Source organism: Streptomyces sindenensis (genome assembly GCF_014649035.1).
GTDB classification, from domain to species: domain Bacteria; phylum Actinomycetota; class Actinomycetes; order Streptomycetales; family Streptomycetaceae; genus Streptomyces; species Streptomyces sindenensis.
Genome location: NZ_BMSG01000033.1, coordinates 46,956 through 72,744 on the forward strand (window position 1 = coordinate 46,956; position 25,789 = coordinate 72,744).

Here is a 25,789-nt window from a genome sequence, read left to right on the forward strand (position 1 = left end):
TGCTGCCGTACCGCACATGACGTACGCGAGGGCATCTGCCCGCCCGGGAGGCACAGAAACCGAAGAACCGCGCACCCCCGGGTTCCCCGAAAACACCGATCCTGAAAAATCCGGGGAGGACGACCGGCCCACTTTTCAGCCCGTGGCGCACGCGAAAAATCCGATGCCTGAAAAAGTTCGCAAAAGTGGAATCAGTGAACCGGCAATCTGGCCCGTACGGCGAATGTGCAGAGCTGAATACTCGCGAAAATACAAGTTCGGGTTTTTTGGCCGGGCGGCAGATCAAGATTTCGCGGAAAATTTGGATGGCTGAGAACGAAAAACGGCTCTTCGGAGTGGATTCATCCACTCCGAAGAGCCTAGAATGACTGTGCCGGTGAATCACAGATTCACCGGCACAGTCTCGGACGTGATTCACGCGCCGGGAGTCATCGGGCGTTCGCAACCTCTGGCTCCCGGAGCTCTCCGAGACGGCCGCGAGGTTTGGACCATGGGCGTGGTCTTGGCCTCGCGGCCGCCCTAGAGGTGCTGCTGCAGCAGCAGAACCACGTGTTCATGTACGTACGGCCACAGGCGGATCGAGATCGTGACTCCGCGGTAGAGAACCCTCAGCCCCCGGCGTGCGGGATCTGCGACCCACGGCTTTCGGTGTGGGCTTGGAAGCGGGGTGCCGGACGTAGCTCTCGGGGTTCCCTGATCCGGCACCTCGGATGGCGCTGCTTCATTTGGGGTCATGCCCGTGCGATCCTTTCTTGAGTGGCTGAATTCTCCTTTCTTTCAGTACATCCTCAGTGGGGTGCTGGAGTCAAACCCGTTCTCGGGTGAGCGCGCTGATTTTCTGTGCGGCTTCCTGTGGAGGGGGATTTGCCCCCTTATCCTCGATCGCGTGAGCGAATTATTGGCTGCTGGAAATCTTTTATCCGGAGGCCTGTCACGACCGCCGCTGTGTGGCACGACGCAGCGGCCGACCCGGGCAAGGACTCCAGCCGCCCACCGACCACCCGCCCGAAACAGAGGCGACCACGAGCGGACAGCGCCCCGGTGTCAGCGCCCCTCCCTACCCTTGAGCCCAAGGCAAGTTGCGGCCCGGGCCCGGGCCTCTGCACGAGAGCGGGACGCACATGACCTCGATCTACCTCTCCTCCGACAACCCCCGCTGGGTACCGCGGACCGAGGACGACCTCCAAGCCGCGATCGACGGCGGCCTGTTCGAGGAGAACCACCACCTCGACCTCAAGAAGGCCCCGGACACCAAGAGAGACAACAGGGAACTGGCCCGGGACCTGGCCTCGTTCGCCATCGACGGCGGCACCCTGGTCATCGGCGTCCAGGAGAACAAGGAGAGCCGGACCTTCGAGCTTGCAGCCCAGCCGCTCAACGGGCTCCCGGAGAAGATCGAGTCGGTCGCCCGCACGATCCCCGACCCCCCGCTCACCGTCATCACCGAGGAGATCACCTCCAAGGCCGCGGACGGCACCGGATACCTCATCGTGCACATCCCGGCCAGCCCCGTCGCCCCGCACATGGTCGACAACAAGTACTACGGACGCGGCGACAAGACGAAGTACCAACTGGGTGACGCCGACGTCGTCTCCCTCCACGCCCGGCGGCGCAGCGCCGAAGCCGACACCCTGACCCTGCTGCGCACGGAGATGGACAACGACCCGCTGCGCAACGTCGACGACCAGTCCCACCTCTTCCTCGTGGCCCGCCCCGCAGCCGCGCGCCGCGACGTGTGCCTGCCCATCACCGGCGCCCCCGACTGGCAGACGCGCCTCACCGGTTTGGTCACCAAGGCCCGCACCAGCGAGTCCCTGCCCACCGCGCTCACGAGGTTCCACCCCGACCTCGACTACGCACACCAGCCGCAGCGCCGGGCCAGGGGAGTGGCGCTGGCCTCCAGGGGACTCAACTCCGACCGCACGTACGCCAACGAGCATCCGGAGTGGGGCGACAACAGCGTGATCGAGGTCCAGCTCTTCGAGGACGGCGGCCTGCGCCTGTACACGTCCCGCCTCTCCACCGGCGTCTCCAGCCGTTACCAGCCGGAGAAGGGCGAGGAGCAGATGCTGTTCGACGGTGCCGCCGTGCTTCTCACCTGGCGCGTACTGGAACTGATGCGGCTGGTCTCCGAAGAGGTCGGCTACCACGGCAACTGGGTGATCGGCGCCGGCGCGAACCGATTGCACGGCCGCCGACGGTACGGCGGAGAGTCGGGCTTTCCCACCAACGACCGCTACAGCGACGACACCTACGAGGAGACCACCGGCACCACCCTGGCCGAACTCCGCGACCAACCGGGCACCGTCACCCGCCGGCTCCTGGGCCCGCTGCTGCGCTCCCTGGGCTCGGAAGCCCTCTTCGCAGAGGCACTGGATGACCAGCCCTGACGGCAAACCCGGCCCCACCGGCCACCGACTCCGGGCCGGTGGCATGAGGCTCACCGACCTCCGGCCGCTGATGGCCCGCCGCCGGGACGGCGCTCTCAGCTTCGACCGCTTCCGCACCGATCCGACGGTGGCCGCCCTGCGGTGGCCCGACGACGTCCTGGAGCAGTTCCTCTTCGACCACGGCGACAACCCCGCCTTCGTCGACGACTACAACACCATCGACCTGCACACCATCACCTGGCAGCTGGAGACCCTCCCCGCCGCCCGCTTCACCGCCATGCCCACCGGAGCCTCCGACGAGGGCTGCATCGAGAACTACGCCGAGAACCCGGTGCACTGGGTCACCGTCCGGCCCCCGCAGGTCGCCCGGTGCTGGGAGAAGCGGGGGACGTGGCTGCGCCCGCCGCTCCTGATCGAGCGGCGTCTCCTTAACCCGGACACCGGCGGGCTGCAGGTCCTGGAGGGCCGGACACGCGTCGGGGTCCTGCGCGGCCGCCTGCGCGAGCACCTCCACGTCGCCCCCGACCACCGGGCCTGGGTCGGCCGCCCATGACCAGACGGGCCTCGTTTCCATGCTTACGCTGCGCTTGTCCGGCCGTTTTCACAGAGAGATACGGATGATGGAGAACCCCTCTGTACCCGGCCAGCGCCGGGACATGGCGATGCACAACGACTGGTTCGTCTCGGGCTGGGACCACGTCCTGCCGCGCCAAGCCCTCGCCCTGACCACGCTGATGGGTACCGCGGCCCAGTCCGGCTTCACCGGCTCCCTGGACGACCTTCTGCAGGAGATCTGCGGTGGCCACTGGGACATGATCGGCGGCGACCTCGACGGCGCCCTCACCTTCACCTGGCACGCTGAGGAGTGGGACTACGAGGAAGCCCCCGAAGGCCGGGAGGCATGCGAAGCGGAACGGTGGGAGAAGTTCGGCGCCATGCTCACGGCTGCCGGCTACCCGGTGCCCACCACGGTGCGTGACCTTGCCGAGCTCTACCTGACCTGGGGCCTGGCCCGCCGCCACGAAACACCCCAGGGAACCCGCTGGTCGATGCCGGCCGTCCTGCCGCTTCCCGGCGACCTGCTGCCGCTGGGCACCGAACTCACCCGGCACCTCGACAAGATCCGCTGGATCATGCGCACCGGCCCCCTCGTCGACGTCCTCGTCAACCACCTGATCGACGAACTGGGTGAACCGCAGGAAATTCTCACCTCCCTGGACCGCCTGGCCGGCGCCACCGGCCAGGACGTCAACGATGTGCGCCTGGCCGTCGCGGAACTCGTCCAGTGCGACGACGCCAAGATCCTGCGCGGACAGGAATCGGCCGACCCCGAACGCCTGGAACCGCACCACCGCTTCCGCATGATCATGGACTGGGCCCACTTCCACGACACCCGGATCGAGCTCAGCCTCGCCCCCGACGAATCATGACGCCCCGGGGGCCCAACTGCCCGCCGCGTACTGCCTCTGCCGGCGCCACCGTGGCCAGACCGGAGGACCGCAGCAGCGAGCCCGAACCGGGTCAGGCCGGGCCTTGGGCGCGTACGAGGAGCGTGCCCAGACCTTCCCCGCCCGGTGCGGGCAGGATGCGGGCGTCGACGTCGGTGAAGCCGTGGCGCTTGAGGAGGTCCGCCCACGTCTGCGGTGTGTACTGCCAGCGCAGCACGGTCAGTTCACTCTCCCTGCCCTCAAGCCACTTGCCGTGCATCGGCTGCGGTCCGTAGACGCCGGGGGAGGGCTCAGCCTGGCTGAAGGCGAAGATCCCGCCAGGTGTGAGGTTCCGGGCGACGAGCGGGAAGAGGAGCTCGGGGTCGGTGAACCACACCGCGCCCCACACGGAGTACACCGCGTCGAACGGCGTCGTGCTGGAGGTGAGGTAGTCGCCGGCCTCGGCGTGGACGAACTTGAGGCCGGGGGTGTCCTTCCACCACCGGCTAGCGCGGTCGACCTGGGCGGCGGAGAGGTCCACACCGGTCGTCGCGACACCCTGGCGGGCCAGGAACACCGCTTCCCTGCCCTCCGCAGGCCCCAGGTCCAGGGCCCGGCGCGGGTGCCCCAGCACCTCGGCTCCGGGCCCGTGGCCGGGGTACTGGGTCCACTCGAACCGGCCAACCACCGGGGCGCGCTGCTCGCCCGCTCCCCGGTAGGGCTTGTAGGTGTCCCAGTACTGGGACAGGGTGCGGGGCTCGGGTGGCATGACGTTCCTCTGGGGGCGGGGGCGGCCTTCGAGCTGGCCACCGTACCCGCGCCGCTCCACTGCCCACCGGCGAACGCCCCCGCCTCACCCCCAGGAGTGCACATGCCGGGGCCCGGCGACGCTGTGCGCGTCGCCGGGCCCCGGCCGGCCGTTGCGGCTCAGTGGCAGTTCTCCCCGGGCCGGCAGGGGCCGCACTTGCCGTAGTCCGCCTCCCACAGCTTCCAGTCGACCTCGAAACCGTTGTCGGCGATGATCTGCGCCGTCCGCTCGACGCTGCCGTCGTACTTGAAGTCGATCTCCGGAATGTGTTCCAGGAACCTGCCGTCGAAGTGCCGGTGGCAGAACTCGCGGTAGTTCCGCGTGTCCAGGATGAAGGTGTGCACCGCGATGTCGACGGTGCGGCCGCAGCACATCTCCAGGCCCTGGCCCCACTTGTCGATGGCCGTGATCAGGTAGGAGACGGCGGCGTGGAAGAGACGCGTCGCCATCACCTCGTCGAAGGGGTAGTCGCGCATGAGGAGCTGGACCTCCCGGGCCCAGACCTCGGGGTCCACGTAGTCCCGAGGGTCACGGACCCTGGGTTTGGCGGCTGTCGCCATACTGTCCTCCCGTGTGTGAGAGGCCCCGCCTCACACACGGGGCCACACCCCCAGCAAAGCGACCACCCACCCCACGCGGTGGTCAACATGCGTCCGGTGCACACCGTTTGCAGACCTTGCACACGCCATAGGCACCCCGCCCCTACGGCCTCTACCGTGGACAGGCAGACCTGTCGGCTCCTGGCGAGTGGGAGGCCCCTGTGCGCACCGATTCCCTCTGGACCTCCAGCAGGGTCACCACCGCCGTCGCCCGCCAGGACCCCGGCGCCCTCATCCGGATCGCACGCCAGCACCGGGGCTGGCGGCAGACCGACCTCGCCACACGCATCGGCTGCTCCACCTCCACCGTCTCCCGCCTGGAAACACACCACGGCTACGCCGACCTGACGCTCCTTCGGCGCGCCGCCCGCGAGGCGGGCGTCCCGACGGGTGTCCTCGCGGCGTCACTCGGGTTAGCCGGGCCACCAGCCGCTACAGTCGTCGCGGACGGGCCACGCCGTGACGAGGAGGACCCCATGCGTCGCCGTACCCTGCTCGCTGCCGCCGGCCTCACGGCCCCCACCGCCCTGCTGACCGGCGTCCAGGACGCACTCGCCAGCACCCCGGCCCCCACCGGCTCGACCATCCCGCTGGACAGACGCATCACCGCCGCACGCGGCTACTTCGACGCCGGCCAGCACAGCCACCTCCTCAAGGCCCTGCCCGGCCTCCTGGCCGACACCCGCGAAGCCGCCCGGAGCCGCCAGGACCTCGACTTCGCCCGCCTCTCCGCGTGCTACAGCCTCACCGCCCAAGTCCTGACGAAAATCGGCAGATACGACCAGTCAAGGCTCAGCGCCGACCGCGCCACCATCTACGCCGAACTCTCCGGCTCACCCCTCGCCGCCGCCGCGGCGGCCAGGGACCTGAGCATCGTCCTCCGCCACCAGAACCAGCCGGCCGCCGCCCAACGCCACATCCTCGACGCCGTCACCCGCGTGGAGAAGACCGGACTTCGAACCCCGGCCCAGGCCTCGGCCTACGCCCAGATGCTGTGCACCACCTCCTACACCGCAGCCCGCGCCGGCGACCGGGACCAGGCACTCACCATGATCCGCGACGCCACCCGCGCGGCCCGCGACCTCCCGCACGACCCGCCCCAGGGCAGGCTTTTCCCCCTCACCCCGGCCGCCGTCGACCTGTACGCCGTCGGCGTGCACTGGGCGCTCGGCGACGCCGGTGCCGCTCTCGAAGCCGGACGCAGCCTGCACGAGGGCCAGTTCACCACCCCGGAGCGCAAGGCCCGCATGCACACCGACCTCGCCCGCGCGTGGTGGCAGTGGGGCAAACCCGAGCAGACGGCCGCCGAACTGCTCAGCGCCCTGCGGGCATCACCGGGCGAGGTCCGCGACCGCCCCGCCATCCGCACCATCGTCACCGACCTGCGCACACGGCACGCCCAGACAGCCGGGGTTCGGGAACTGGCCGCGTCCCTCAGTACCAGAGCCGCCTGAGGACGCGGCAAGGAGCCCTTCGGCACACGAAAGGCGGAACTGCGCCGCACGAGGGGGCGAAGATTCGGGAGGGGGAGACGCTGACCGGGTGCGAAGGCTGTGGGGGCCGGTGATGGGGCCGGCTGGCGGGCTGCGCTCTTGGCCCTCGACATTGCCTGGACGCCCGGTTGGGCCGTAACCACCCCCGCGCCGACCAGGGAGGCTGCTGCTCTTCGGTGCTGGTGGCCCGGATCCGGCCCCATCGCCAGGATCCAAGGAGACGCCTCTTACAGTCTCACGGCATCTTGAAGGAGAGGCGAAGCCTCCCCCTGCGAGCACCCGCCTCCTGCCCGCATCTCTCCGGGCATCGGGCCTCACGGGGGCAGGGGGGAGGCTACGGTGGGCTGGTGATGACCGCTCTCGCTGTTGACCGTGCCCCGCTGCCCGCGGATCCCTCTCTGATCAGCCTCACCTACCAGCACGAACACCCGCTCCAGGCGTACGAGTTCGATGACACGCTGGAACGCTGGACGGTGACCGCGAGGATCGACGGGAACATCCTGGCCGAAGACATGGCAGCGCGCGGTGATGCCGACCAAGAGACCCTGGACGCGATCGAGGATGTGCCGGTCGGCCGCATGTCGTTCCTGAGGGTGCGCATGTTCGGCCCCGACAACCCCTTCTACGCCATGGACTCCTACACCGGGGACGTCTCGCGCATCGGCGAGCGCGTGCTGGACGTCGCCCGCGGCGAGTTCGCCCGCGACTTCGAGGAAGCGCTCGCTCACCCCGTCGGCGACCTGCTCGTCATGGACCGCGTCATCCTTGAGCCCGCATGGCGCGGCTTCGGCCTGGGCCCCGTCCTGGCGGGCGCGGCCATCCGCCGCCTCTCACCAGACTGCACCGCCGTGCTGTGCGAGCCGGGCTCGGCCGACGGACGCACAATGACCGAGGAACAGCACCGCGAGGCAGCGGCCAAGCTCGCACGCGTGTGGTCCACGGTCGGCTTCGAACCTTTCCAGCACGGCGTCCACTTCCTCGACTGCCACCTCCAGCGCCCCCTCGACCTCCTGGCCGAGCGCCAGCAGGAGTTCACCGCCCTGTGCCGCTCCTGGAGCGCCCAGCACGGACCCCGGTGAGCCGCAGGTAACTGAAGTGAACGAGCAGCTCGCGGAGTCTTCCTCCGCTGGGACACCGTCGGTGGTGGGGCAGCGCCTGCACGACTTTCTGGATGCGGAGCGAGTAGCGGACGACCTGCGCCGCTACCTCGCAATCGGCCGGCCCCCGCCCCCGCTTCTCCGTACGCATCGGCATGTCGGAGGAAGTCGACGAGGCTCCGTACGACGGCCGCCGTGGCGCGGTCGACGGCGATCGGCCGGCCACCACTGCGGTGCTGTCCGTTCTCGTGAACATCGGAGGTGGGCGGGTGCCTCCCGAACTGCTGTCGAAACGCTGCTCTACGACGTGAACAGAACCAGTCGTTTCCGCCTCGGCGTCTACAGGCCGATGCCCTCGGTGGCGGTGTCCTCCCAGAGCGTCTTCGCGTCCAGCGTCGCGGTGGTCTTGAGGTCCTGGACGTCGAGCAGGACTACCAGGGTGTAGAAGACGCCGCCCGCGGTCAGGACGGCTGCCGCGAAGGCGAAGGTCAGAGCACGCCCGACCTTTGACAAGCGCAGTTCCCGGTCGTTCGGGTCCGGTCCGGGCCGACGGTTCGGTGTCATAGGAGTGGAGACACGGCCTTCAGACCTGCGGTTGCAGCGGTCGGGAGCGCGCGGACCGATTGCGCCCTCCGTCGTCGAATGGATTGATCGACGAGCGACTCCGGTGGCGGGGCTCGCCTTGCCACGTATACCGCCCACCTCCTCCGGCCGCCGGCGCGGCGAACCGTGCGCTCCGGCGGGGAGCGTGATCAGCGAATGGCCTGTGACGCAGGTCACATCATAGATTTCCTCACGATCGGAGCGCTCGTCGCGTCCTTTTGGCACGGGCACCAAGGGGGGCACGGCCGTGACAGGGGGGCCAGGTGACCGGTAAAGATCACCGACCAATTCGCGAAGGAACCTCAGTGACGAAGTCAACCCGTGGGGACTCGGTGCCTCATCAGCGACGCTTCCGGGTTCTTGGTGGCCGCGCAGCCGAAGCCGAGCTGCCGCCGGAGTCCAGGAAGCAGTGGTGCTGGATCTGTGACCAGGAGATCAGGCTCCTTAGGCACACGGCGAGCCTCGTAGGGGAGGACAACGAAGGCGTCGTCTTCAACCTGGCGCGCGAGGCCATCTTCAATCAGTTGAAGAAGGGCCGGGTACGCACCATCAGTGGTTTCGCGCGGCAGGTCATCCTGAACAAGGCGCGTGATCACTGGCGCCGCACTGCCACGCGCTACCAGTACGAGTTCGCGGCCGGGGACACGGCCAACCTGGAGGCCGCGCTCCCGGTCGACCTCGGTGCTGCGGACCGTGCCGCGGAGATGAAGGACTACGCTGCCGCGCTGCTGTCCTGCCTGAGCAGCTCGGAGCTGACTGCGTTCGTGCTGATCGAGCTCGACGACCTCTCCTCGGACGAGGCTGCCCGTGCCATCAACGAGATGAATGGCCTGAAGGAGGAAGACGTTCTCCAGGCCCTTGCGGCTGCCAAGGAGGCGAAGAAGCGCGGTGAGCGCATCACCGTTCTCAAGGACGCCCAGGGGCGCCGGGTCATGACCGCGGAGAACGCCCGTCAGACCGTGCACCGCGCCCGGACCAAACTCAAGGAGCGCGCCGAGCGGATGCCGATGGGCATCCCGGCCACCGACTAGGACGGTACAGGAGCAGCAGCTGTTCTCTCGGGTGCAGCGGCCCCTTGGCCAGGGCCGCTGCACACCGGGAGTGGGCTGCAATCGCAACCCGCTACTGGAAAGGGGAAGAGCTACATGGAAACGCTGTCTTTCATCGTGGCGACCCGCGCTCTCCGGGTACGACGTGCCTGCGTTCGGGTGTGGGATGAGCTTTTGATCATGCTGGTGCCTCTTCTGCGTGTGCTCACGTGTGGAGGCGCTCTGCGGCCGCTTGGTCGTCGTGGAGCATCGAGGTCTCTCGCCGTCGTAGGGCCTGCCCGACTTCTGGGCTCCAAGAGGGAGTTGGTGAACGACGATGACGCGTGCATCACGAGGCCCTAGCGCCTCAGCCTCTAAATGACGCGGGCCGGAGACCTCACATTGGGTCTCCGGCTCGCGTCTCTTTGGTGCCGCGCGAGAGTAGCCCGGCACCACCCGCTCGGACGGCTGGACACCACGACGAGCGGCTGGGACCTGCCAGCCAAGGACAGCCCCATGACGATGAGGATCCCCCAGCCCAGCGCCGGAGGCCAGAACCTTCCTCCGTACGATGCGCTGATTGCGGCCTCCGAACGCGAGATTGCGCGCCGCAAGCGCGAGCTGAAGGAACTCCGACGCCAGCGTCGTCGCGCCCGGCGCGCCGATGCGGCCCAGTTCGTGCACACCCACAGCCGCGCCGGCGTCTTCTGGATCGGCACGACGGCCTTCACCTCGTCGATGGTGTGCTTCGCGGTGGGCGAGACGCAGATGGGCGCCGACCTGCTGATGTTGGCCGTCCAGGTCTGGCTGATGCTCCTGGGCCTGCCCCGGCGCTAGCTGTCCCCGTAACGCCGCACGAGGGCGAGCCCGACCACCGGGCCCGCCCTCGGCTGTTTCAGCGCCCGGTCAGCGTCCGAGCTTGGGTCCGGAGCGGCTCGGTGCGGGCGGCTGGTACCGGCGGTTCTGCTGCTCGATCCGGGCGGTCTGCGCCTCCTGGGCCTGCTGGACTTCGGCGCGTGCCCGGGTTTCTGCGCGGTGGAGCTCCGGGTGCTGCTGGGCGATCCGCTGCCGGAGCTGCTTCTCGGTACGGGCGTCGTCGGCGACGGCCCGGTACATCGAGGCGGCCTCCCGCGCCTTGTTCGCCGTGGCGGTGACGCGGGCGATGCGCCTCTGGTCGCCGGCGTCCTTCTGCTGGGCGCGGGCGGGCACCCGGGTCTGGCGCATCTCGGTGAGCCGGGCCGCGAGGGTGTCGGCGTCCGGCACCCGGTGCTCGGTGATACCGAGTACCGAGGTGTACGGGCTGTCCCGCAGGGTCTTCCAGGCGTCCGTGGCTGCCCGTCCGGCGGCCATCCGAGCTTCGGCGGCCTCGCGGTGCCCGGCGGCCCGGTCGATCTCGGCCTGCTTCTTGAGCTGGGTGTGCTCTTTGCGGGAGGTGCCCGCCATCCGCAGGGCCAGGCGGCTCTTCTCGTCGGACAGAGACAGGTGGCGCAGGTGCTCGTCGGCGGTCGCGGCGACCTTGGCGGCCTCCGTCTCCCGGGCCTCCTCGGCGCGGGCGAGGGCCAGGTGCTCGTCGGCCTGGTCCAGCAGCACGTAGATCGGCGCGACCTCGATCTGCCCGAGGGTGGTTCCGCCGGCGGCGGCGTCCTGGATCTCCTGCACCAGTGCGGCCGCGGCCTCGTCGGCGGCGTCCGCGTCCCGGTCCTCCAGACGGGCGTCGACGGGCATGGTGGCGATGAGCCGGATCAGCTCCTGGTCGGTGTGGCCGCCGTACGGGCGCTGGTTCCAGGCCCGCGTCCCCGCCAGCTCCCGCTCCTCCCGCATGTCCTCCAGGCACTGCCGCTGCTCCTTGGTGAGTTGGTACTCGCGCGGCGCGGTGGCTTCTTCCCCCCGCTGCTGGACGTGCCATGGTGAGCGGGCGCGTGCTGCCGCGGCGCTGACGGCCCTGCTGTTCGTCGGCGACGGCACCACGACGGTCGGGGCCGGGGCGGGCGGCTCTCGGAACAGGTCACTCACCATGCTGTCGGGCCGCGACTGCCCGAGGAACCGGGCGTACGCGTCGACGGCGTGCTCCAGGCGCTCTCGCTCCGTACGGGCCGCACCGAGCCGCGCCCGGGTCTCCTCCGACTCGATCACCGCGAGCGGCAGCCAGAGGTGGTTCTCCTTCTTCCCCCGCGTCAGCCCGGGGTACGCGGCGAACGCGTTCGCACCGTGCCCGTACATGAGCGAGGTGTCGCACGTCATGCCCTGCGAGGCGGCGATCGTCATCGCGTACCCCAGCGACAGGGCCCCGCCCGCGATCTGCTCCGGCGTCAGCCACGCGGACACGTACGCGTCGTCCTTCCCGCGCTCGCGGGTACGCCACGTCACCTCGACCCGCCCGTCCTCGGCGATCTCGGAGACGACGGCCCGGTACCCGTTCAGCAGGTCCGGCCCCTGCCCGCGCCTCGACCTGTAGTCGTTGGCGCGGACGCGTACGGCGTCGCCCTCGGCGAGGGTGAGCCGGTCCCCGCCGGGCAGCGCGTAGGTGCGCTCGGTGCCGAGTTCGCCGGCGGCCCGGCGGATCTGCTGCGCCCCCGCGTTGAGCGCGTCGACGTCCGCGTTCCTCGCGGCGAGGACGACCAGCTCGTCCAGGAGGTCGTGGGTGTTGGGCCAGCGGTCGCGGCGCAGCTCGTCCCAGACGGTGAGGATCTGCGAGCGGGCCTCGTCCGCCGATTCGGTGGGGTGGACGCGGCCCCGCTCGGCGAGGAGCCGCAGCGCCTGCTCGTGATCGCCGGTCCGCCACACCTCCAAGGCGTGCCGCTCGGCGGCGTCCTCCTGGGGCCGGTTCTCGCGAAGCGTGAGCCCGCCGACCAGCCGGTGGACCTCGCGGAACCAGCCGCCGGCGGCGACGGCCTGGAGCTGGAGAGGGTCGCCGATGCCGATGAGCTTGGTGCTGGTGCGGGCCGCCTCGCGCATGAGGACCTCGGCCGCCCGGTCGTCCACCATGGTGGCCTCGTCGACGACCAGGACGTCGACGCCGCTGAGTCCGGTCCCGGTGCGGATCTGCTGGAGCCAGGAGGCCACCGTGCGGGCCGGGATGCCGGACGCCTGGGTGAGCTGCTGGGCGGCCACCGCGCTCAGGCAGGCGCCCGCGTACGTGGTGCCGGTGGCGTCCCACCCGATCCGGCACCCCTCCATCAGCGTGCTCTTGCCCGCCCCGGCGACGCCGACGACGGTGTCGATGCCGTGCCCGCCGGTCAGCAGCCGCGTGACCGCCGCCCGCTGCTCCTCGGACAGCTCGAAGCCGACCGCCACCTGGAAGACACTGATGGCGGCCGCGGCCTGGTCGCCGGTCAGCGAGGCGGCCTCCTCGCAGTGCCGGGTGAGCGCCTGGTCCCGTACGTACGCCTCGGCATCCAGGATGTCCTGGGTGGTGTACCGGGCGGTCGACGTCATCACGCTGGACCCGTAGTCCGGCGCCCGGACCGCGTACCCGGCCACGTCCAGCACGTCGTCGGCGAGCTGGTCCAGGCGGCCGACGTCGTCGGCGTCCAGCCCGTACGGCAGCGCGTTGCCGACCACCGCGAGCAGCTGCGCGCGCGAACACATCTTCTCGTTCGCGGTGAGCCCGTTGGCCGGGTCGAAGATGAGGGTGGCCACGTCGGACGGCGGGGGAATCCGCGGTCCGCCGGGTCCGTCGAGTGCGGGGCCGGCCCCCGGGTCGGGCGGTCCGGGTGCGGCGGCCGCGACCATCGCGTCGACGTCGACCCCGGCCTCCTCGGCCCGCTGCCGCCAGCTCGCCCGCATCCCGGCCGCGTCGGCCGCGTGCTTGGCTCGCAGGCTCTCGGCTGCCGCACGGTCTCGCTCCTGGCGCCCGGACTCGTCCCCCGCCATCTCCACGATCCGCCCGTGCCGCCGCGAGTACAACTCGCGCACCGCCTCCGGTACGCCCTCGACCTCCCACGCGCCGGTCCGCTCGGCCCGCTCCCGCCGTACGCCGAACCGCTCGTACGTCAGCGCCCGCACCCGGGCCTTGAAGTGGGCGTCGGCGGCGGCCGCGTGCCGGTGCAGGTCCTGCCCGCTGTTGCCGATGGAGCGCCACTCGCCGTCCTCGCACAACGCCATGTTGGCGATCGTGATGTGGAGGTGGAGATGTGGGTCGCCGGGCTGCCCGTCACCCATCGGCCGGGCCGACTGGTGCTCGACCGACCATGCGAGCAGACCGCCGGTCGCGATCCGGACCGGCCGCCCGTCCTCGGAGCCGACCGCGTACCCGACCCACCGCTCGACCTCCCGGATGGTCTCGGTCTTCGCCCGGTGGACCAGGTCGCGGTACTCCTGGCTGTCGGCGTCGGGCAGCAGCCCGGCGAGCGCGCTGTCGCTCTTGGGCATGTCCAGCATCAGGTCCCAGCCGCGCACCCGGTCGTCCACCCGGGCGTCGGCGTGCTCGCGCGCGTCAGCCAGCTCCTGCTCGCCGTAGACGTCGTCCAGCAAGAGGCCGGCGGCGCGGGCGAGCTTGTGCAGGGTGCCCACCTGCATCCGGTGCCGGTCGCCCTGGCGGTGGACCATCCGCTGCTGCTGCGCGAGCACCTTCTGCTGCTTCGGCTTGCCCTCCAGCAGATCCGCGGCCGCGATCCCGCGCTCCTCGGCGGCGGCCTCGATCGCCTCGACCAGACGGGCCGTCGTGAGCTTGGCGAGCGGGTGCGCACGGGCCGACGTCCGCGTACGGATGAGCCCTGCCCCGGTCTCCGGGTGTCACCCCGCCATCAGCCTGCGGGCCGCCTCCTTGCCCTCCTCGTCCAGCACCGCACCCTCGGTCAGCCCGACCGCGGCGAGACTGCTGCCCATCCACACCAGCGCGGCGTCGCCCTCCTCCCGGAGCCGGTACTCCAACGCCCGGTCGGCCTGCTCCTGGACGACGTCCTCGGACGCCACGACCGAGCACCCGGCCTGCTCCCGCAGCCGGTACTCGACCTGCTCGTCGTCGCGGATCGCCGTCACCCACGCCATGCCCGTGTCCCCCGTTGTGTTTCTGTGTCCCGCACTGTGTCCCCGCTTGTGCGGTTGTGCATTTCCCGGCTTGCCGGGGTTCCCCCACAGGGGAACCCCCCTTCGTGCTTCCCCTATTTTTGATCATCATCATCAACGAAACAGGTGAAGGCACACACGTCGATGGCCGGAGCCGGTGCCCCGTTCCGCGGGGCACCGGCTCCGGCCATCGACGTGTGTGCTCAGGTCGTCGTGAAGATCACCATGGCAGCCGCACCGCCCCAGGCGGCGGCGGCGAGCCCGACAAGCTGCAGGGCGACCGACAGTCCACCGAGAAGGAGGAGAACTCCGGCGGCGACGAAGGCGATCGCACCGATCGCGGCGAGCGTCATACCCGCAGCCCTCCCGGCCCGCACACGAAGCGGCTGCTGGCGACGGAGCTGGCGACGACGAGCACGAGCGTCACGCCGACGGAGGCGAAGCTCGTGCTCAATCTCGGCCAGCAGCTCCTCGATCGTACGGTCCACGTACGGCGAGGCCGAGAGATTCTCGTTGCGGTCGCCATGATTGGGCGTGGTGGTCACGGCCATTCCCTCACTGAGTACCTGCCGCCGCCGGAGTCAGCTGGGCGGGGCGCCGGGTGTTTTCACCTCGGTGCAAAGCAAAAGACCAACCGGGCCCCCACTGTGAGCGGAGACCCGGCCTATTTCGTCGATGCCAGATTCTAGTCCTAGTTCGCTTTTGTCCTTTTTCGGAGCTTTCATGGCGTATGATCCATATTCTGTTGTTGTTGAGTTTTCGGGGTTCAGATCACCCGTCGGTGGCCACGCGAGTGGAGCTTCGCCGTAGCTGCAGATGGGAGGTGCGGGCCCACCGGCCCGGGCGGCCGCCCGGCCGGCCGGGCAACAAGAGCAGGAGGTCCTCGAAACGACCCCGTAGCCAGGTGGAGGCGGCCAAGACCATGGTGATCACCACCACCACGGTTCGACGGACAAGCTGAGAAAATGCGTGCACAGAGACTCCTTTGGTAGTGGGCGAGGCACTGGTAGAAGTGATCCACAGAGCACCTCGCCTACCGGTCCGAGCTTGGCCCGGTCTTCCTTTCGAGGGCGACGAACCCTCGAAGACGATCTTTTATCCAACGCTCCCTTCGCTTCGTTCTTGGAAGTGGCCGATCCGTCATGGACTGGCTAGCCACCACTCGGTGCCGCGGACCGCTCCGTCGTCGTTGCGGACGGCCCGTGCTCACCTGGAAGTGGGTAGTCAGTCGCCGGCCAGGGCCAGCCCGTCGCGCTTTCGTCGAGCGTGGCGCAGGGCATCGCGTACCGAGCCCTTCGTGGTGCCCAGGAGGTCGGCGATCATGGGCGCCTTCAGCTCGTACGCTTCCGCCAGAACGAACGCCGCCAGCTGCAGCTCGCTCATCTCGGCCTTGAGGATCTTCATGGCCGGCGCGAGATCGGCAAGACTCTGAGTCTCCGCACTGGGGTGCGCTTCCTCCTCCAGCAGGTAGACGTGATCGCCGACGAAATGCTCCGCGCGCTTGGCGAGCTCGGCGAGATGGGCTCGGACCTTCTGCCGAACTACCGCGTAGACGTACGACTCCACGCCTGAACCAAGCAAGGGGAGGCTGGGGTTCTTCTGCTCGATCGGCCCGCCGTTCTGCAATCGAAGGAAGATCGCGAACCAGACCTGGGCATCGATCTCGTCAACCACCGTGGCCTGGGCGCCGCCAGTCAGTCGGTATACGAGCCGTCGCACGGACGGCGCCATTTTCCTGAGAGCCTCCCACTGATGCTCAGCTTCAGGCGATAGCCCCTTCCCGCGTGGTCGCGGGATCCTCCTGTTCTCCTCGCTAGCACTGCTCACGGGGCCGCCCCTCTCAACTCGTACGCCCGCGAACGCCGCGTCCACGGGATCTTCTGGAAAGCAGAACCCCGGAGCTGCAGGAGTGTGAGACGAGATTCAGAAGTTTTTCGGCAGACCCCCAACTGATGTCGACAGCAACCAGAGAACGCGCGGTCCCGACAACCGCGAGTTGTCGTCCGGCGACGCGGAGGCTCGCCGCGCCCCCACCGCGGCACACCTCTGCTAGGTAGAGGCCGGAGTCGGGCCGTACGCTCGCACGAAAGCGCCCCCGGCCTATCCGGCCGAGGGCGCTTGAAGTCTGATGCGGACGGTCTGTCAGCTTTCCTCGAATCGCTTGATGGAGCAGGGCGGACAGAGCGGGATCTGACGGTGGTCGGACTCCTCGGGATAGAGCGAGGTCAAGAACGGGTCGGCGATGACCTCCACATCCGGGCGGCGCTGCATGCACTCCTCGCAGACCGGAAGCAGGGGACCGAGCAGCGCGAGCGCCTGGTCGATGCGCTCGCCGGTGCTGTCCTGTGCGTACGCCTGCGCCTCGTCGAGCAGCTCCACCACGCGGTCGATGCCGTCATGGTCGACGTCGGTGACGGAGACGGTGATCGTGCCGATGACGTCGGCGACGGCCGCCAGGACGCCGTTCTCCGGGTTGCCCGGGTCACGCAGCGCCTGGAGCGCGGCCGCGTGCGGGCCGACCAGCTCGGTACGGGTGGCGATGTCCCGGATCCGGTCGAGGCCGATCCGGACGATCGCGGCGGCCGCCGTCAGCTCCTGTTCCACGGAAGCTCATGGTGCAGACCCTTGCCGCCGCCGGCGAACTTCAGCGCGACCTTCAGAGCGAGTTGGCCTTCGACGGACTGCGCGTCGCCGAGGCCAAGGGCAACAAGGGCGGGCGCCGCCCTGCCGTCCCGGCCGACAGGGCTGGCCACGTACGCACCGCGTACCTTGGAAGGACGCTTCATCGCTGTCCTCGTTCGCGAGCATCGGGTCAGCCGCGGAACTGCCGGTCAGCCTCGACATACTCGGCAAGGTCGCCGACCACCTCCGCACTACAGAGCTGGAGCCCGTCGAGCGCGCCGCGCTCGACCAGGGGAGGGTCGTACGGCGCGGCCAGGGCTGCACCCTGCGCATTAGCGCCGTTCCTGGCGTGCTGTAGGGCGGGGGCTCGCACGCTATGCGCTGGTCCCGCTGGTCCCTGCACAGGGTCTCCAGGCCTGCTGCGGCCCCGACGACTCGTTGCCACAAGTCAGAAGACCTCTGCCGGTCAGCACCCTGCCCCACGCTGGCGCGGGGCAGGACGGAGCTCAGCCGACGGGGTTGCTGAGGCGTCGTTCGAGGTGGATCTCGGTGAAGACGGCGACCTTGGCGCGCAGTGCCCAGGGGTCGAAGGGCTTGCTGATGTAGTCGACCGCGCCGGCCGCGTACCCGCGGGCGGTGTGTTCGGGGTCGATGCCCATCGCGGTGAGGAAGATGATCGGCACGTCCCGGTTGCGGGGGCGGCGCTTGATGTGGGCGGCGGTCTCGTAGCCGTCCATTCCGGGCATCTGCACGTCCATGATGATGACGGCGAAGTCGTCGTGGTGGAGCAGTGCCTTCAGGGCGTCACGCCCGGAGGAGACGGTGACGAGTTCCTGATCCAGTGTCTCCAGCACGGCGGTCATGGCGAGCAGGTTGTCGGGCTGGTCGTCCACTACGAGGACCTTGGGCATGGGCTGCGGTTGCGGTAGTGGCAGCGGGGCCGGGTGCTCGACGGCTTCGAGCTGGCGCTCCAGCAGATCGCAGCGTGCCTCCGCACCTGCCCGCTGCTCTCGCGCCTCCTGGAGCTCGTTGCCCAGCCGGGCGACTTCCTGGCGCAGGACGTCGCGCTCGTCCAGGAGTTCGGAGACGTCAGGGTGGGCGGCTGCCAGCTGGCCGGCGCGTTCACGCTCGGCGGTGAGCGTGGCCTCCATCTGGTTGAGGCGCACCTCCAGGTCGGCGATGCGGTGCTTGCGGTCCAGCAGCGCGTCGCCCAGGACGTCGCCGCGGACGCTGGAGCGCCGCGAGACGTGGTCCGCGTCGGCCAGCTGCTGCTCGATGATCTGCGCTGCGTGCTTGGGAGAGGAGTTGGCGTCGAACGCCGACTCGTAGAGGCCGCGGACGTACTCGATGATTTCGGGGGTGACGGTGGTGCCGCGGTGCTCGGCGAGATCCGTCAGCATGTCCATGATTGCCGACCAGGGGGGCATCCGGGTGCCGTTGAGGTAGCGGGAGAACGTTCCCGGGTCGCGCTGGCGCCGTGCTGCGTACCGGCGCACCGAGACCCCGAGTCCCTCGAACAGCTCGCGCAGTACCTCGGCGAGCGCCCTCGATTCCTTCGTCAGGTCCTGTCCCAGGGGACGCAGTTCACCCATGGTTGTGTGCCTTCCCGCATGCCTCGTCGGCTCCCGGCGTGATCAGGCGGTCGAAGAACGCAGTCGCCAGGCCGGTGACGGCGAAGCCGGCGAGCACGCCGCGGGCGGCGCCTTCCCCCGCCAGCCAGGACAGTCCTCCTGCCGCAACGCTGCTGAGCGCGGCGAGCAGGAAGACCAGGGCCGATCTCAGCGGCAGTAAAGGTCGGTCCACGCGATTCCCTATTCGTCTGCCCCGCGTCGTGGAGGCGCGGAGGGAGCTCCCGCCCGGCAGGCCGCCAAGTGGGTGACAAACAGCATGGGGCGTCACGGGGGTGTTGCCGTACGTGATCGAGGCAAGAGGCAACGAAACCGCTGTTGCGCCGGGCCCACCCCACCCCGGGCCGGACGGTTCGGGCAGCTCAGGCCGCTGACCCAGCGGTGCGTTGCCAAAGGGAGTTGTGCAACGTTGGCAACACGGAAGCCGGAGCGGAGCCAACACGGGCTCAGTGTCCGCCGAACGCTCGTGCCATCAGGCTCGTCCCGCTGTGGCGGAAGGAGTCCTACAGGCAGGCTCCGGCGGCGCGTTGCGCGGAAGCGTTCCGCGGTGAACCCTCTCGCCCGTGTGGGTGACCGCAGGTCGATGGGCTTCGCCGGGTGCGAGGTTGATGGAACTCCTTGGTGATCAAGAACCTCGCGCGCGGCCTCGGCGCGCTCTCCCTTGCCCTCGTTCCCCTTTCTCTCTGCCCCTGCTGAACAGGCCGCCCCGACGGCGGAGGTGACCATCTTGGCCGACGCGGTCGGCCTGGTGGAGGTGGCCGAGGAGAACCGCACCGGTTACACGCGCTCGTCGTTCAAGCACTGGAACTCCGGCGCCGACGTGACCGACGTGTGCAACACCCGCAACGAGGTCCTCCTCGCCGAGGCGGTCGTCGCACCGACCGTGGGGGCCGGCTGCAAGCTCACCGGCGGCACCTGGACGAGCTATTACGGCGGCCAAGAGATCACCAGCGCCGGTGCACTCGACATCGACCACATGGTCCCGCTCGCCGAGGCCTGGGACTCCGGAGCCTTCGCCTGGACCGCGGCGTGGCGGGAGGCCTACGCGAACGACCAGGGAGCGCACGTCTCTCTCGTCGCGGTCACGGCCCGAAGCAACCGACAGAAGAGCGACCAGGACCCGTCCGACTCGTTGCCGCCGCGCCTCATCCACGGGGTGAGGGAGGCCCGGGAAATCCCGGTGGCCTCAGCAGCCAGAGAGGTGGCGGCACCCACGACGCAGGCTCTGATGATGGCGCCGACGCGGTTCGGGGTGAGGCGGTTGGTGTTCCTATACCGACGGGACCGTACGGGCCGGGGCCGCTACCGTCGTGGCCAGCGTGCAGGCTGGCGTGGGCTCGATCGCCGCGTCGAGCCCAGGTTAGGTCCCAGTTCCCTGTAGGTCAGGCAGCAGCTCTACCGCCGAGCCTTCTCTGAAGCAGAGATCCCCAGCTTCACAATTCACTCGTTCCTGGCCAGGACGGTCGCCTAGAGTTCGACCGCTGTACCTGGAGTCAGGAGTCGAGATGGATGTTCAGCCAGCAGTTCTCAGTGCGATGAACAGCGGAGTCGACTCCTGCGAACCACCGCGCAAGGTCGGGCGGGCCCTACGCACCGGCTACTTGAACACGACCCCGGGCAACGAGGAGCATGAGCACTTCGCGGCCCTGTGGGCGGCCATGGAGTTCCGGCTGCAGGACGGCACCTGGGGTGCCGCCCTCGGGCCGTTCCGCACCACCGACGAGAACGGTGACCTGGTTCCGAGAGCCGTGAGAGATATGGCGCCCGCGTTCTTCGATACCTGGGCCGCCTACGCCCCCGAGACGGCGCACCCCTTGGCCCGGGCCCGGCTTCACCACCTGCTCTGGGACGCCCGGCACGGAACACGGCCTATCGAGCACCTCCGCTGCGCGGTGCACAGCTACCGGGCTGGTGCCCGCACGCTGCTGACTAGGGCCGAGGAACAACAGGAGTCACCCGCCAACCCGCCCGAGCCGGGCGGGGCGGCCACCTTCGAAGCCGGGTTGGCCCGGCTTCGTGCAGCGGACGCCCTGGTGCTCGCTCACGAACTGGCTGCTACCACGCGGCGGCCGGAGTGTACGGACATCGTCTGCGAGATGATCGCCCTGGGCCATGCCGCGCTCGACTGGACGCCCCCGGTGCCGGACGTGCTCACCCGCATGACCGCCCCACTCGTGGCCAGCAAAGACAACTGGTCCGCTCTGCACGCCCTGCTGGAACGTGCCGCCGACGAGTACTGCGGAGAAGGCCGGTTCCACTACCGGGTGGAGTTCCTCGAAGAGCTCCGCCGCGTGGTGCGCACCGACGATGAGCGGCGAGACGTGAACGAAAGGATCCACCGCGCCCGTATGGAACTGGCCGACAGCAGCACCGGATTGCGGAAACTCCTCGCCCTGGAAGACGCTGCCCGACATGCTCGCGACAGCGGGCTGAGCGACGCCCTGAACGAGGTACGCCGCACACAGCAGAAGATCGGGCGGGACGAAATGCCCATGGACACCATCCGCACCCCGGTCCCCCTGCCGCCGGGCTACCTGGAGGCCGCGAGCGCGGCCATCGACGCCGCTGGCAGCATGGAGGACGCACTTCACTCCATCGCCACCACTCCCGCCACGATGAGTGACTCCGCGACCCTGCCGTCTGGGCTGCTGTCCCTGCCGACGGTGTACATCAACCCCAACGGCCCCGTCGTGACGCGCACCGTCGAGAGCGACAGCACCAGAGGAGACGGATTCCTCTCGCGGCAGCACGTCGTCGCCCTCGAAGTACACGGCCTGGCCGTCGAAGCCCAACTGGACCGAGTCCGCGACCGGTTCCGCCCAACGGCGGAGGACCTCACACCCTTCCTCGCCCGGTCCCAGCACGCTGTGGAGACTCGGATGCGCGGTCTCGCCCGCGCCTTCGAGGCCTTCTGGGAGGGCGATGTCGACACTGCCCTGTCCCTGGCGCTCCCGCGCCTTGAAGGCATCCTGCGCCGCCGACTCAAGGCAGCCGACATCGGCGTGATCACGCACGCGAAAGGGGAGACCATCGGGCAGGTCCAGCAGCTCGGCTCCCTCCTCGACAAGCTGGACGAACTCGGCTTCCCCGAGCCGTGGCCCCTCATCCTGCGGACAGTGCTGGGCAACGCCGAAGGGCAGATGAACCTCCGCAACAACGTCCTGCACGACCTGGTCGACACGCCCTCCCGGCACCGGACAGCGCTCGTGCTCCAGATCGCCCTGGCCGTGATCTTCCTCGGGGAGCAGCCACCGGCCCGGACGACGCCTGCCGGCAGCAGCCTCCGGACGCCGTTGCCGTGGAACGCCGCCGCCGATCAGCACCTGCCGTTCCCCGTGCCCGACCCCCGGGCCCACCACTTCGTCACTCAGTACGCCGACATGCACGACGTCGTCGCCGGGCTGACGGTGCCCTCAGGTATTCCGCAGTCCGCGGCAACGGTGCTGCACACCGCCCGCGAGCTCCTGCGCCACTCCTACTTCTGCTACGAGTTCTCCACCGTGGCCCTTTTGCACGCCCTGATCGCGATGGAGATCGTCCTCCGAGCCAAGATCCCCGACTCCGGCACAAAGCCGCTCAACACTCTGATCAGGCAGGGCAACGAGAGTGGCCTCCTGACCGAGAGGCAGACGGAGTTCCTCCACGACGGGCGCAAGCTCCGCAACCGCATCGCCCACGGCCAGAGGGCTCATTCCGTCATGCCCCCGCACTGGGGGGCCGGGATGCTCACTACTTCCTTCGCCTTGATCAGCGAGGTATGGGCGGCCCAGCCGACTCCACCGGCCACGACTGGCACAGATGAGGGCACAGGTATTTGAGATGGCTGACCTTGTCGTGAAGCCTGATCCCTTCACCGGGGAACCGTCCGCGGTGGGGCAGCGCCTGCACGCCGTTCTGGACGGGGACCGGGTCGTAGGCGACCTGCGCCGCTACTTCGGCATTGGCCTGCCCCCGGGTGCCGGCGTGTTCACGGGAGGCAGGTTCGAACGCCTCGCGGGCGGTGGCGACCGTCGGCGGGTCGCGAACAGGTTCACCGCGGAGGATCTGATAGCGGTGCAGACCCTGTCGGTGACCGTGCCCGCACCCGTCGCCCTTGACCTGCTGGAAGGCTCGCTGGGCACCCAACTGTGCGAACTGCTGCGAGGTATCCCGGCCGACGTCGATCTGTCCGACGCCGATGCCTCGGTCGTCGCGGACGGCTCGCCGGCGCACCAGGCCTGGTCGTTGCTGGAGAGCCAGTACAAGGTTGGATGGGTGATCGCGGGGAAACTTCTGGCCCGCAAGCGACCCCGGTTGCTGCCGGTCTATGACCGGGTCGTGCGCTGTGCGCTCGGCCGTCCGCCGTCGTTCTGGACCGAACTGCGCACCGCCCTCCGCGAGGACGACGCTGCCCTGCACCACCGGCTCCTCGGTCTCCGGCAGAGCGCGGGCCTGCCCGAGACGGTCAGCGCGCTACGGGTCGCTGACGTCGCGGTATGGATGGCCCATCCCGCCCCCGGCCACCGCTGCTCCTGAGGACCTACCGCCGCAATGGTGGGGTGCTGGAGTTCGGAGGCGGGGTCGCTCGCGGCTGGCCCCGCCCTCGCGAGCGCACCCGCCTAATGACGCCTCTTCCTGCGTATGCGGGAGCCCGTATCCTCATCTCGGGTCAGCGAGGTTCGGGGAAGCCGGGCAGTCCAAGCGGCACGGGGGCCTGTTCGGCGCTGGTTGCGGCGTTCTGCAGCAACATCCGGAATCGTTCCTCGTCCGCGGGCCGTACGGTGACCTTGCACCCGTCACCGCGACCGGCATCGAGAGCGGCCAGAGCCCGTTGTCCGTCCTTCTGCTCGGTGGCGACACGGGGATGGAAGACGAGCACAGATCCCAGTCGCAGACGCCGTCCGGCGAGCGTGACGGCGAACTCCTCGGTACTGCACCGCACGGACTGCTGATCTCCGCTGAGCAGGGCGCGCAGCCCAGGGGAGTCCTCACCGGTCAGCGTGAAGCTCAGGCGGGGCAGGAACGGGGAGATCACACACTGCCCGTCCACCAGAAGACGCGCCACGCGCAGAGCGATCCGGTCGGTCGGGGACAGCTCAGTGGGAACGGGGAAGTACTGCTCGCAGTGACGCTGCACGACCTCCAGGTCCTCGACATAGCGGCGCAGCTCCGCCACCTTCTGGTGCGTCGCCCCGGACTCCGCTGGCAGATTGCCGCCACCGACCGTCCCCATGCTCGTGCGGACCTCGAAGGCACCGCCGTTCATGATGCGCTGGCGCATCCGGAGCAGACGCAGCGCAGCAGCAGGCTCCAGCCGCTCCAGCGAGAACGTGAAACGCATCGACGCCGGCATCCCGGTCCCGCGGGGAACCAGCAGTTCCAGCTTCCCGCCCGGCAGCTCCACATGGACCGAGCGGCCGATACTGCCACTGCCCAGATGCCCCAGCGTTCCCGGGTAGGAGGCGGTGACCTGTTCCCCGTCGAGGAAGACCACATCCACCCCCCTCTCGCCCGGTGGGACGGCAACCACCGGCCGCCACCGCACCTCGATGTCCCGGTGCTCCCCGGACAGCCACTCGGGGCCGCGCACCGTCAGGCTCTGCACCGCCTCACGCGGCAGCACCACTTCTTCCGGCACACCGAACCCCAGGCTGCGCCGTACCGCTGCGGTCAGCTCCGGGGCCCAGGGACCGTTCCCTGTGACGGTGAACTCCACGGGGGAGATCTCATGCGCTCGCGGGTGCTTGCCCCGCAGCGTCTGCACCACGGTCTCGCCCTGCCGGGCGAAGTCCACCGTCCAGTGGTTATCCAGCCCGTCGACCTGCCGCCCCAGCCCCGCCACCCGCGCGTGAACATCGGGCAGGCCGCCCATCAGCATCGCCTGCTCCTGCCCGAAGACCTTCGCCGCGTCGTAGAGCTGGTTCCGGGTGAAAGATGCCTCCAGATCCGCATGTGTGGCCATCAGCCCGTCCAGCTTCGCCCGGTCCCACACCCGCACCCGCACACCCTGCCCGGCCGCCAAGGAAGCCGCGAACTCCCGCTCGGGAGTAGTCAGCGTGCAGGGCACCACAAGAACCCACTCCCACGGGCTGTGCGCCATGGCCCGGGAGAAGGACTCCTTGACAGAGCTGCGCCGCCCTTTGTACGACCCGGCGGGAAACCCGTCCGGGTAGTACTTCAGCTGGAAGATCCGCACCCGTGACCCGCTGGTCACCTTGATATCGATCCCAGCGTCCCCGCCACGCCCGTTGACCGCTTCCACACTCGCAGCGGCGTCGTACATCCGGTGCACCAGCGCTTCGACGATCCGGTCGAAACCCGGCTGCCCGATCCGATCCCACTCGATAGCCACAGGCCCCCCCGGCTCCACGCTGGTCTCGCTGGGCCCATCCTCCCACCCGGTACAGACAGCACCTGCGGCTCGCTGTCCGGCCGCCCGTACCGCCGCTGACCGCAGCTTCGTGCGGGTGGGGTCCTCCACCCGCACCCGCCCGCCAGACGCGGGCGCCTCGCCATCTCCCCCGTCCCTGCCCGCACTCCGCAAGTCCGTGACCTGATCGGATACCGAAGTGGCGGAAATCCTGGTGAAGAAGGTTCCCGCCGTGACCGGTCCCCGTACAGAAGAGAGGTTTACGGCCATGTCCCATGCCCGCGTACCGCACGGTGATTGCACCCCCGCGCGAAAACACCGTCCCTCCGCCTCTCCGTCCCGGCCTCCGTCAACGGCTGCCGCTCGCTCCGATGCTCCCTGCGCCGAGCATGGCGCGACGGATCAGCGCTGCCGCGCCGTTCTCCACCAGCGGACTCTGCTCGTCGCCTGCTGCCGCTCTCCTTGCCGCTTTCCGGAACTCCCAGGGCTACGCCCCGGCGCCGACCAGCGGGTCAGCACCGTCCCGTCGGGCGCCTCGCAGCGCAGCATCGCGCTGGGCGGCATGCCACGCACCAGCTTCAGGAGCGCCGCGCCGCCCCCGCGCCCCCTGGGGGATTGCAACGCTGCGGTTCCGGTGTACGTCTCGCCGCCCCTGCGAGTTCGTCAGGACTCGCCGGTGGGGACGCTGCGCAGCCCGCCGGTGAAGTCGCCCGGCTCCTGCTGATCGTTCCTGATGAT

General features: G+C 69.4%; 21 protein-coding genes and 1 pseudogene. 10 read left to right on the forward strand and 12 right to left on the reverse strand.

Annotated features, from left to right (window positions below):
* The first annotated feature begins 1,121 nt into the window (after positions 1-1,121).
* From IE145_RS27555 to IE145_RS27565, 3 genes are all read left to right on the forward strand, one after another.
* Positions 1,122-2,390, forward strand: a complete 1,269-nt coding sequence (locus tag IE145_RS27555) for an AlbA family DNA-binding domain-containing protein (RefSeq protein ID WP_189528159.1) — start codon at positions 1,122-1,124, stop codon at positions 2,388-2,390.
* The gene (locus IE145_RS27560; RefSeq protein ID WP_229825872.1) at positions 2,377-2,943 is read left to right on the forward strand and encodes a hypothetical protein; all 567 of its coding nucleotides are present in this window, start codon (positions 2,377-2,379) and stop codon (positions 2,941-2,943) included. Before IE145_RS27555 ends, IE145_RS27560 begins: the two co-directional genes overlap by 14 nt.
* A gap of 64 nt (positions 2,944-3,007) precedes the next feature.
* Positions 3,008-3,820 carry a DUF6042 family protein gene (locus tag IE145_RS27565; protein ID WP_189528160.1) on the forward strand — a complete coding sequence of 271 codons (813 nt, stop codon included), beginning with the start codon at positions 3,008-3,010 and terminating at the stop codon, positions 3,818-3,820.
* 91 nt (positions 3,821-3,911) lie between these two features.
* Here the strand turns inward: IE145_RS27565 and IE145_RS27570 are convergent, their stop codons facing one another.
* Together IE145_RS27570 and IE145_RS27575 are read right to left on the reverse strand one after the other, a co-directional pair.
* Complete coding sequence (locus IE145_RS27570) at positions 3,912-4,586, reverse strand: class I SAM-dependent DNA methyltransferase (protein ID WP_189528161.1); 675 nt, start codon at positions 4,584-4,586, stop codon at positions 3,912-3,914.
* A gap of 158 nt (positions 4,587-4,744) precedes the next feature.
* Entirely contained in the window at positions 4,745-5,185 is a 441-nt protein-coding gene (locus IE145_RS27575) for a UCP032817 domain-containing protein (RefSeq protein ID WP_189528162.1), read from the reverse strand.
* 200 nt (positions 5,186-5,385) lie between these two features.
* On the opposite strand from IE145_RS27575, the gene IE145_RS27580 reads away from it, so the two are divergent.
* On the forward strand, positions 5,386-6,678 hold the full coding sequence (locus tag IE145_RS27580) for a helix-turn-helix domain-containing protein (protein WP_189528163.1): 1,293 nt from the start codon (positions 5,386-5,388) through the stop codon (positions 6,676-6,678).
* A gap of 386 nt (positions 6,679-7,064) precedes the next feature.
* Complete coding sequence (locus IE145_RS33520) at positions 7,065-7,796, forward strand: hypothetical protein (protein ID WP_229825874.1); 732 nt, start codon at positions 7,065-7,067, stop codon at positions 7,794-7,796.
* Between the two features lie 357 nt (positions 7,797-8,153).
* On the opposite strand, the gene IE145_RS27590 is transcribed toward IE145_RS33520, so the two are convergent.
* Positions 8,154-8,327, reverse strand: a complete 174-nt coding sequence (locus tag IE145_RS27590; protein WP_189528164.1) for a hypothetical protein — start codon at positions 8,325-8,327, stop codon at positions 8,154-8,156.
* A 395-nt stretch (positions 8,328-8,722) separates the two neighbouring features.
* Between IE145_RS27590 and IE145_RS27595 the strand changes: the two genes are divergently transcribed.
* Both IE145_RS27595 and IE145_RS27600 read left to right on the forward strand, forming a co-directional pair.
* Positions 8,723-9,448, forward strand: a complete 726-nt coding sequence (locus tag IE145_RS27595; protein ID WP_189528165.1) for a hypothetical protein — start codon at positions 8,723-8,725, stop codon at positions 9,446-9,448.
* Between the two features lie 513 nt (positions 9,449-9,961).
* On the forward strand, positions 9,962-10,282 hold the full coding sequence (locus IE145_RS27600) for a hypothetical protein (RefSeq protein WP_189528166.1): 321 nt from the start codon (positions 9,962-9,964) through the stop codon (positions 10,280-10,282).
* A gap of 69 nt (positions 10,283-10,351) precedes the next feature.
* On the opposite strand, the gene mobF is transcribed toward IE145_RS27600, so the two are convergent.
* The 8 genes from mobF to IE145_RS27635 all read right to left on the reverse strand — a co-directional run bounded on the left by mobF (position 10,352) and on the right by IE145_RS27635 (position 18,877).
* Positions 10,352-14,014, reverse strand: coding sequence for a MobF family relaxase (mobF, locus tag IE145_RS27605; protein WP_229825876.1), 3,663 nt, complete (start codon positions 14,012-14,014; stop codon positions 10,352-10,354).
* Between the two features lie 165 nt (positions 14,015-14,179).
* The gene (locus tag IE145_RS33525; protein ID WP_229825878.1) at positions 14,180-14,434 is read right to left on the reverse strand and encodes a hypothetical protein; all 255 of its coding nucleotides are present in this window, start codon (positions 14,432-14,434) and stop codon (positions 14,180-14,182) included.
* A 221-nt stretch (positions 14,435-14,655) separates the two neighbouring features.
* The gene (locus IE145_RS27610) at positions 14,656-14,997 is read right to left on the reverse strand and encodes a hypothetical protein (protein ID WP_189528167.1); all 342 of its coding nucleotides are present in this window, start codon (positions 14,995-14,997) and stop codon (positions 14,656-14,658) included.
* A 679-nt stretch (positions 14,998-15,676) separates the two neighbouring features.
* Positions 15,677-16,126 carry an RNA polymerase sigma factor gene (locus IE145_RS27615; protein WP_189528168.1) on the reverse strand — a complete coding sequence of 150 codons (450 nt, stop codon included), beginning with the start codon at positions 16,124-16,126 and terminating at the stop codon, positions 15,677-15,679.
* A gap of 468 nt (positions 16,127-16,594) precedes the next feature.
* Positions 16,595-17,056: a hypothetical protein gene (locus IE145_RS27620; protein WP_189528169.1), complete on the reverse strand. Its 462-nt coding sequence runs from the start codon at positions 17,054-17,056 to the stop codon at positions 16,595-16,597.
* A complete protein-coding gene (locus IE145_RS27625; protein ID WP_189528170.1) occupies positions 17,041-17,238 on the reverse strand; it encodes a hypothetical protein in 198 nt (65 codons plus the stop codon). Before IE145_RS27625 ends, IE145_RS27620 begins: the two co-directional genes overlap by 16 nt.
* A gap of 342 nt (positions 17,239-17,580) precedes the next feature.
* Positions 17,581-18,666 carry a response regulator gene (locus IE145_RS27630; RefSeq protein WP_189528171.1) on the reverse strand — a complete coding sequence of 362 codons (1,086 nt, stop codon included), beginning with the start codon at positions 18,664-18,666 and terminating at the stop codon, positions 17,581-17,583.
* Positions 18,659-18,877, reverse strand: a complete 219-nt coding sequence (locus IE145_RS27635) for a hypothetical protein (protein ID WP_189528172.1) — start codon at positions 18,875-18,877, stop codon at positions 18,659-18,661. The genes IE145_RS27630 and IE145_RS27635 overlap by 8 nt, the downstream gene beginning before the upstream one ends.
* A gap of 446 nt (positions 18,878-19,323) precedes the next feature.
* On the opposite strand from IE145_RS27635, the pseudogene IE145_RS33530 reads away from it, so the two are divergent.
* The 3 genes and pseudogenes from IE145_RS33530 to IE145_RS27650 form a co-directional block, all read left to right on the forward strand.
* A pseudogene (locus tag IE145_RS33530) lies at positions 19,324-19,843 on the forward strand (GmrSD restriction endonuclease domain-containing protein); the annotation flags it as partial.
* 460 nt (positions 19,844-20,303) lie between these two features.
* The gene (locus tag IE145_RS33535; RefSeq protein ID WP_229825879.1) at positions 20,304-22,520 is read left to right on the forward strand and encodes a hypothetical protein; all 2,217 of its coding nucleotides are present in this window, start codon (positions 20,304-20,306) and stop codon (positions 22,518-22,520) included.
* 1 nt (position 22,521) lies between these two features.
* Positions 22,522-23,217, forward strand: coding sequence for a DUF6308 family protein (locus tag IE145_RS27650; protein WP_189528174.1), 696 nt, complete (start codon positions 22,522-22,524; stop codon positions 23,215-23,217).
* 133 nt (positions 23,218-23,350) lie between these two features.
* On the opposite strand, the gene IE145_RS27655 is transcribed toward IE145_RS27650, so the two are convergent.
* Positions 23,351-25,033, reverse strand: coding sequence for a hypothetical protein (locus IE145_RS27655; RefSeq protein ID WP_189528175.1), 1,683 nt, complete (start codon positions 25,031-25,033; stop codon positions 23,351-23,353).
* Positions 25,034-25,789 lie beyond the last annotated feature (756 nt).